This window comes from Streptomyces longispororuber, assembly GCF_024448165.1.
GTDB classification, from domain to species: domain Bacteria; phylum Actinomycetota; class Actinomycetes; order Streptomycetales; family Streptomycetaceae; genus Streptomyces; species Streptomyces longispororuber_A.
Genome location: NZ_JAMOLN010000340.1, coordinates 1 through 6767 on the forward strand (window position 1 = coordinate 1; position 6767 = coordinate 6767).

Annotated in this window: 5 protein-coding genes and 1 pseudogene; 4 read left to right on the forward strand and 2 right to left on the reverse strand. The window is 72.2% G+C overall.

The features are described 5' to 3' along the window. On the reverse strand, positions 1-257 hold a 257-nt coding region (locus M4J07_RS45915; RefSeq protein ID WP_255982989.1), incomplete at its 3' end, for an ATP-binding protein. A 165-nt stretch (positions 258-422) separates the two neighbouring features. Between M4J07_RS45915 and M4J07_RS45920 the strand changes: the two genes are divergently transcribed. The 3 genes from M4J07_RS45920 to M4J07_RS45930 all read left to right on the forward strand — a co-directional run bounded on the left by M4J07_RS45920 (position 423) and on the right by M4J07_RS45930 (position 3772). Then, entirely contained in the window at positions 423-1208 is a 786-nt protein-coding gene (locus M4J07_RS45920; RefSeq protein ID WP_255982991.1) for a helix-turn-helix domain-containing protein, read from the forward strand. Next, entirely contained in the window at positions 1205-1390 is a 186-nt protein-coding gene (locus tag M4J07_RS45925; protein ID WP_255982993.1) for a DUF397 domain-containing protein, read from the forward strand. The genes M4J07_RS45920 and M4J07_RS45925 overlap by 4 nt, the downstream gene beginning before the upstream one ends. 96 nt (positions 1391-1486) lie before the next feature. After that, on the forward strand, positions 1487-3772 hold the full coding sequence (locus tag M4J07_RS45930; protein WP_255982995.1) for an ATP-binding protein: 2286 nt from the start codon (positions 1487-1489) through the stop codon (positions 3770-3772). Positions 3773-3788: 16 nt separating this feature from the next. Here M4J07_RS45930 and M4J07_RS45935 read toward each other — a convergent pair. After that, a pseudogene (locus M4J07_RS45935) lies at positions 3789-5331 on the reverse strand (FadD3 family acyl-CoA ligase). Between the two features lie 96 nt (positions 5332-5427). Between M4J07_RS45935 and M4J07_RS45940 the strand changes: the two are divergent. After that, complete coding sequence (locus M4J07_RS45940; protein ID WP_255982997.1) at positions 5428-6579, forward strand: lipid-transfer protein; 1152 nt, start codon at positions 5428-5430, stop codon at positions 6577-6579. Positions 6580-6767: the final 188 nt, after the last annotated feature.

Consider the following 6767-nt stretch of genomic DNA (forward strand, 5'->3'; position numbering starts at 1 on the left):
TTCCCGTACGAGAGGTGGAGCTGATAGCCGCGCCCGGGCGGCACCCCGTGGCGCAACGCGTTCGTCGCCAGCTCGCTCACGCACAGCGCCACGTCCGCGCTCCGCTCGTGCGCACCGAGGCCCCAGTCGTCCAGCGCGCAGCGCGCGAACCGGCGCGCGGCCGGGACCGTGCGCCGGTCCCGGGGGTAGAACCGCTCTCTGCGCAGCGCGATGTCGCGGCTCGACGGATTCCGGCGGGTGGAGATCGTCTCGTTCACGGGACGAGCGTCGCGCAGGGTGCCTAGCGTGAATCAGCCGGTGAACCCGTACACAGTTTTTGTACGGGAGGTGTACGGGTGCCGCATGCTCCGCGGCGGGCGGACAGGGGGAGTTCTATGACCATGACCTCCAGGCAGGCTCCTCGGAAGAGGAACATCTCGACGATGAAAATGGTGGGCCGCCAGCTGAAGGCGGCCCGCCAGGCAGCGGGCCACACCCAGGCCCAGCTCGCGGCCCTGGTCCAGGTGGACGACGAGACGATCGCCTCCGTCGAGCAGGGCAGACGGACGCTTCAACTCGATCTCGCGGAGTCGCTGGACGAACTCCTCGACACCAAGGGGGTGTTGGCGGCCGGTGCGGCGAACATGCCCGAGGCGGACCAGTTCCCGCTCTGGGCGGAGGAGTACATGCGTCAGGAGCGGGAGGCCACGACCATCTCGTGGTACGACGCGCTGGTCGTGCCGGGCATTCTCCAGACGGAGGAGTACGCGCGGGCGGTGTTCCGTGAGCGCGTGCCCGCCTACGACGAGGACGAGATCGAGACGCGGACGGCCGCGCGCACCGCACGTCGCGACATCCTGCGCCGCAAGAAGCCGCCGACGTTGAGCTTCGTCGTCTGGGAGCCGGTGCTGCATCTCAGGATCGGCGAGCCGCGGGTGCGGCGCGAGCAGCTTCGACAGCTACTCACCTTCGCCGAACTCCCCTGCCTCTCCCTGCAGTTCATTCCACTGGACAGCCCATCGCACGGGGGGCTTGCCGGGCCCTTCGCCCTCCTCGAAACCCCCGACCACCAGCACCTCGCGTACACCGAGACCCAGCGCGGCAGCCAGCTGGTCGCCGACCCGAACGAAGTGTCCAGGCTGGCCCGCAAGTATGCGATGCTGCGGACACAGGACCTCACCACACAGCAGTCCACGGGCCTGTTGACCCGACTGCTAGGAGAACTGTGAGCACCGCAGCAGAACTTAAGTGGTTCAAGTCGACCTACAGCAGCGACGAAGGCGGCGCGTGCCTGGAGATCGCCACCCGCCCCCACGCCATCCACATCCGCGACTCCAAGAACCCCACCGGACCCACCTTCACGGTCCGGCCGGAGGCCTGGTCCGTGTTCGCCGGGTTCGTGAAGGGCTGACGCCTTCGCAACAGCCGGACCGGCGTGCGACACGCTGCGTACCATGGGGCCCACGGTCCGTGGCGGGGCGGCGCCCCGGAAGGCGGCGAGGGCGGCATGGGATTCGGCTTCGGTCAGCGCAGGGGCGGTCAACTCCCGGTGGAACTCACCGGATTCGTCGGCCGCAGCAGCGAACTCGCCCATGTACGGACGGCGTTGGAGCAGTCGCGACTCGTCACGCTGACGGGGCCCGGCGGCGTCGGCAAGAGCCGTACGGCACTGCGCGCGGTGCAGGGCCTGCGCGACGCGTATCCGGACGGTATCTGGCTGGCCGAGCTGTCGGCGCTGCGCGACCCCGAGCTGATCCCGGCGACCGTCGCGGCGGTCCTGCAACTGCCCGAGCAGTCGGGGAGCGATCCGCTGGACGCGGTGGTCGCCCACCTCCAGGGCCGTCGGCTGCTCATCCTCCTCGACACGTGTGAGCACCTGGTGGACGGGTGCGCGATGCTCACGGACATCCTGCTGCGCGAGGCGCCGGACGTCCGCGTGCTCGCCACCAGCCGTCAACCCCTCGACGTGCCCGGCGAGTTCTGCTGCCGCATTCCGCCGCTGGCCGACGACGACGCGGTGGAGCTGTTCGTGCAGCGGGCCGGGGAGGCGGCCCCCGGGTTCGGCGTCACCGACGACAACAGGGAGCAGATCGGCACGCTGGTCCGGCGGCTCGACGGCATCCCGCTCGCCCTGGAGCTGGCGGCGGTGCGGCTGCGGGCCGTGCCGCTGGAGCAGCTGATGTCCCGGCTCGACCACCGCTTCGAGGTGCTCACCGGCGGACGGCGCACCGCGCTGACCCGGCACCAGACGCTGCGGACGGCGATCGGCTGGTCGCACGAGCTGTGCACGCCGCAGGAGCGGCTGCTGTGGGCGCGGCTCTCCGCCTTCGCCGGGGAGTTCGACCCGCAGACCGCCGAATCGGTGTGCGCGGACGAGGAGTTGAGAGCGCCGGAGATGCTCGGGCATCTCATCGGGCTCGTCGACAAGTCCGTCGTGCGGCGCGTGGACGAGACCGGCGACCGCTACCGGCTCCTGGACACCATCCGGGAGTTCGGCGCCGAGTGGCTCGGCCAGTCGGGCGGCACGGACGCGGTCCGCGAGCGGCACCTCGCCCACCACCGGTCGCTGGTGCAGCGCTACCGCGACACGTACGCGTCATCCGCCCAGCTGGGGCTGCACCGTGCGCTGCGCGCCGGGCACGCCGATCTGCGGGCCGCGTTCGAGTACGCGTACGCGAACCCGGAGCACGCTGCGGACGGTCTCTACATGGCGGCGAACCTGTCCATGTACTGGCGGTCGGCCGGGATGCTCACCGAGGGGCTCTACTGGCTGGAGAAGGGCCTCGTCCTCGTGCCCCAGGAGTGCACGGAGCGGGTGTGGGGACTGTTCGTCAGCGGGCTCGCCGTGTCCCGTGCGGGGGACAGCGTCCTGGGCCACGCCCGGTTCCGGCAGGCGCTGGAGATGGCCCTGCGGCTCGGTGAGACCCGCATCGTCGACTTCGCGGGGGTGGCCCTGGGCGGCGTCGCCACCCTCGGCGGCGACCCGGCGGGCCCGGCCGCCATGGCCGCCGCGCGCGAACGCCTGCGGGACGCCGACGACCTCATCGGCTACGGCGGCGCCTGCTACGAGGGCGGCCTCGCGCTGGCCGTCGTCGGGGACACGGCGACCGCCCTGAAGTGGTGCGAGGAGGGCCTCGCCGTCATCGGCCGGGCCGGGGAGTGGCAGCTGCGCGGCACGCTGCTGTGCGTGCAGGGCCTGGTCCGCTGGGTCGCGGGGCAGCGCGGGGACGCCGTCGCCGAGCCGCTGCGCCGGGCGCTCGACCTGGCCGGCGAGATCGAGAACATCCTGGTCGCGGCGGCCTGCTGCCTCGGCCTGTCATGGGTGGCCGCCGACGCGGACCGGCCGGTGCGCGCCGCCTGGCTGCTCGGGTACGCGGACCACGCGCGGGTGGGCGGCGAGCCGTTCGCGATGCTGCCGCCGCTGCTGAAGGTGCCGACGGCGCAGACCCGCAAGTCGCTCGCGGCGACGCTGGGCGAGGCGGAGTTCGCCCGCTGGTACGCCCGGGGTGCCCGCCTCACCGGCACCCGGATCCTGCGGGCGGTCCGCGCCGACGCGGACGTCCCGCCGGAGCCGGACGCCGCCCCGGACGCCGCCGCGCCCGTCACCCACGACGTCCTCACGCGCCGCGAGCGCGAGGTGGCCGCGCTCGTCGCCCAGGGCCTGACCAACCGGGAGATCGCCGACCGCCTCGTCATCTCCAAGCGGACGGCCGACGCGCACGTGGAGCACATCCTGGCCAAGCTCGGCGTGTCCAGCCGCCGCGAGATCACGGCGGCCGCACCGGACCCCTGAACCCGCACCGCGGCCGTCAGCGCAGCGCCCCCTTCACCACCTTGCCCGACGCGTTGCGCGGGAGCTCCGTCACGAACTCCACGAACCGCGGCACCTTGTAGTTCGCCATCTCCCGCCGCGCCCACGCGATCAGGTCGTCGCCGGTGACCGTCGCGCCGCGCCTGCGCACCACGTACGCCTTGCCGACCTCGCCGAGCCGCCCGTCCGGCACCCCGACCACCGCGACGTCGGCCACCTCGGCGTGCAGCCCGAGCAGCTGCTCTATCTCGGCCGGGTAGGCGTTGAACCCGCCCACGATGTACATGTCCTTGATGCGGTCGGTGATCCGCAGATAGCCGTCGGCGTCCAGCACGCCGACGTCCCCGGTCCGCAGCCAGCCGTCGGCCGAGATCGCCTCGGCGGTCGCCGCCGGGTCCTCGAAGTACTCCCGCATGACGTTGAACCCGCGGACCAGCACCTCCCCGGGCTCGCCGGGGTCCGCCGCCACCCGGACCTCCGTGCCCGGGATGGCCCGGCCCGAGGTCGCCGCGATCAGCTCGGCGGGGTCGCCGCGGCGGCACATCGTCACGATGCCGCTGGCCTCCGACAGCCCGTACGCGGTCAGGACGGTGCCGACGCCGAGTTCGCCGCGGAGCCGCTCGACCAGTTGCAGCGGGACGACCGCCGCGCCCGTCACCACCAGGCGCAGCGCCGACAGGTCGTGGGCGTCGCGGGCCGGGCAGGACCGAGATCCGCTCCGCCGCGATGTTCGCGAGGACCGTGTCCACGTTGAAGACGGGCTGCGGGACCATCGTGGCGCCGCGCATCAGGCAGGCGATGATGCCCGCCTTGTAGCCGAAGGTGTGGAAGAACGGGTTCACGATCAGATAGCGGTCGCCCTCGCGCAGGCCCGCGAGGTCCGACCAGATCTCGTAGCCGCGCAGGGTCTGGGCGTGCGTGATGACCGCGCCCTTCGGCCGTCCCGTGGTGCCCGACGTGAAGATGAAGTCGGAGGGATCGGTGGTGGCGACGAGCGCCGAGCGGGCCCGCACGTCCTCGCTCGTGATCTTGTCGCCGGCCGCCAGGAACTCCTTCCAGGTGCTGTACCCGGGAGCGTCCGGCGCACTGTCGCCGAGGACCACGACCCTTTCCAGGGAAGGGAGTTCGGCGCCCGCCTCCTGCGCGCGGCGCAGCGACGCGACGTACGACGTGCCGAGGAAGGTGCCGGTGATGAAGAGCAGGCGGGCCCGGGAGCGGGCGAGGATGTCGGCGGCCTCGGCGCCCTTGAAGCGGGTGTTGAGCGGGACGAGGACGGCGCCCGCGCTGACCGCGCCCAGCGCCGAGACGATCCAGTCGAGGGTGTTCGGCGCCCAGATCGCGACCCGGTCGCCCGGCTCCAGGCCGGTGGCCAGACAGGCGGCGGCCGCCCGGTCGACGCGCTCGCCCAGCTCCGCGTACGTGATCCGGGTGCGTCCTTCGACGACGGCCTCGCGCCCGCCGTGCCGTCGCACCGCGTCCCGCACCAGCTCCGGGATCGTGCCCCATTCGCCGTCTGTCACGCCGTCTGTCCGCGGATGCATCGAACGACCTCCCACAACACCGTAGCTGACTATCCGTCAGATTAGCTGTAGCCTGACGCGCTGTCAGCAGACGGGATCCAGGCACTGGGGGCACCCATGGCGGGACTGAAGGACGCGACGGCCGTCGTCGGCATAGGCCAGACGGCCTTCGCGAAACAACTCCCGGAATCCGAGAAGACCTTGGCGTGCCGGGCGATCCTCGCCGCGCTCGACGACGCGGGCATCGCACCCTCCGAGGTGGACGGGTTCGCCTCGTACACGATGGAGGAGACCGACGAGGTCGAGGTGGCCAAAGCCATCGGGGCGGGCGACGTCACGTTCTTCTCCAAGGTCGGGTACGGGGGCGGCGGTTCGTGCGCGACGATCGCCCACCTCGCGGCCGCCGTCGCCACCGGGCAGGCGAGCGTCGGCGTGGCCTGGCGGTCCCGCAAGCGCGGCTCGGGGCCCCGGCCCTGGAAGAACACGGCCGTCCAACTCCCCACGCCCGCGCAGTGGACGCGGCCCTTCGGGCTGCTGCGGCCCGCCGACGAGATCGGCATGCTGGCCCGGCGCTACATGCACGAGTACGGCGCGACCCGCGACCACCTCTTCAACGTCGCGCTCGCCTGCCGCAACCGCGCCAACCAGAACCCGGCCGCGATCATGTACGAACGCCCGCTCACCCGGGACATGTATATGACGTCCCGGTGGATCAGCGAGCCCCTCTGCCTCTACGACAACTGCCTGGAGACGGACGGCGCGCTGGCCTGCGTCATCGTCTCCGCCGAGCGGGCCCGCGACTGCCGGCAGAAGCCGGTCTACGTGCACTCCGCCGCGCAGGGCCTGCCGGCCCAGCACCACGGCATGGTCAACTACTGGAACGACGACCCGCTCACCGGCCCCGCCTGGACGGCGGCCCGCCACCTGTGGAAGCACGCGGACATCACTCCCGAGGACGTCGACGTGGCGCAGATCTACGACGCGTTCACCCCGCTCATCCCGCTCTCCCTGGAGGGGTACGGGTTCTGCGGACGCGGCGAGGGCGCCGCGTTCACCGAGGGCGGCGCCCTGGAGATCGGCGGCCGCCTGCCCATCAACACAGGCGGCGGCGGCCTCTCCGAGGCCTACGTCCACGGCTTCAACCTCATCAACGAGGGCGTGAAACAACTCCGCGGCACCAGCACGGCCCAGGTCCCGAACGCGAAGTCCTGCCTGGTCACAGCGGGCGAGGGCGTCCCCACGTCAGCGGTGCTGCTGCGCGGGGCGTAGGAGGAAAGCCCTTCAGGGGCGCGGGGCCGTGTCATCAGCGGCTCCGCCGCGGGGCGCGACCAGCCACGACGAAGCAGCACTCACAGGAGGACAGCCACATGGCAGACGAGAAGGCCGCTGCGCTTCTTACGCCCACCCAGGACGACGACGGCGCACCCTTCTGGGCGTACGCGGCCCGGGGCGAACTC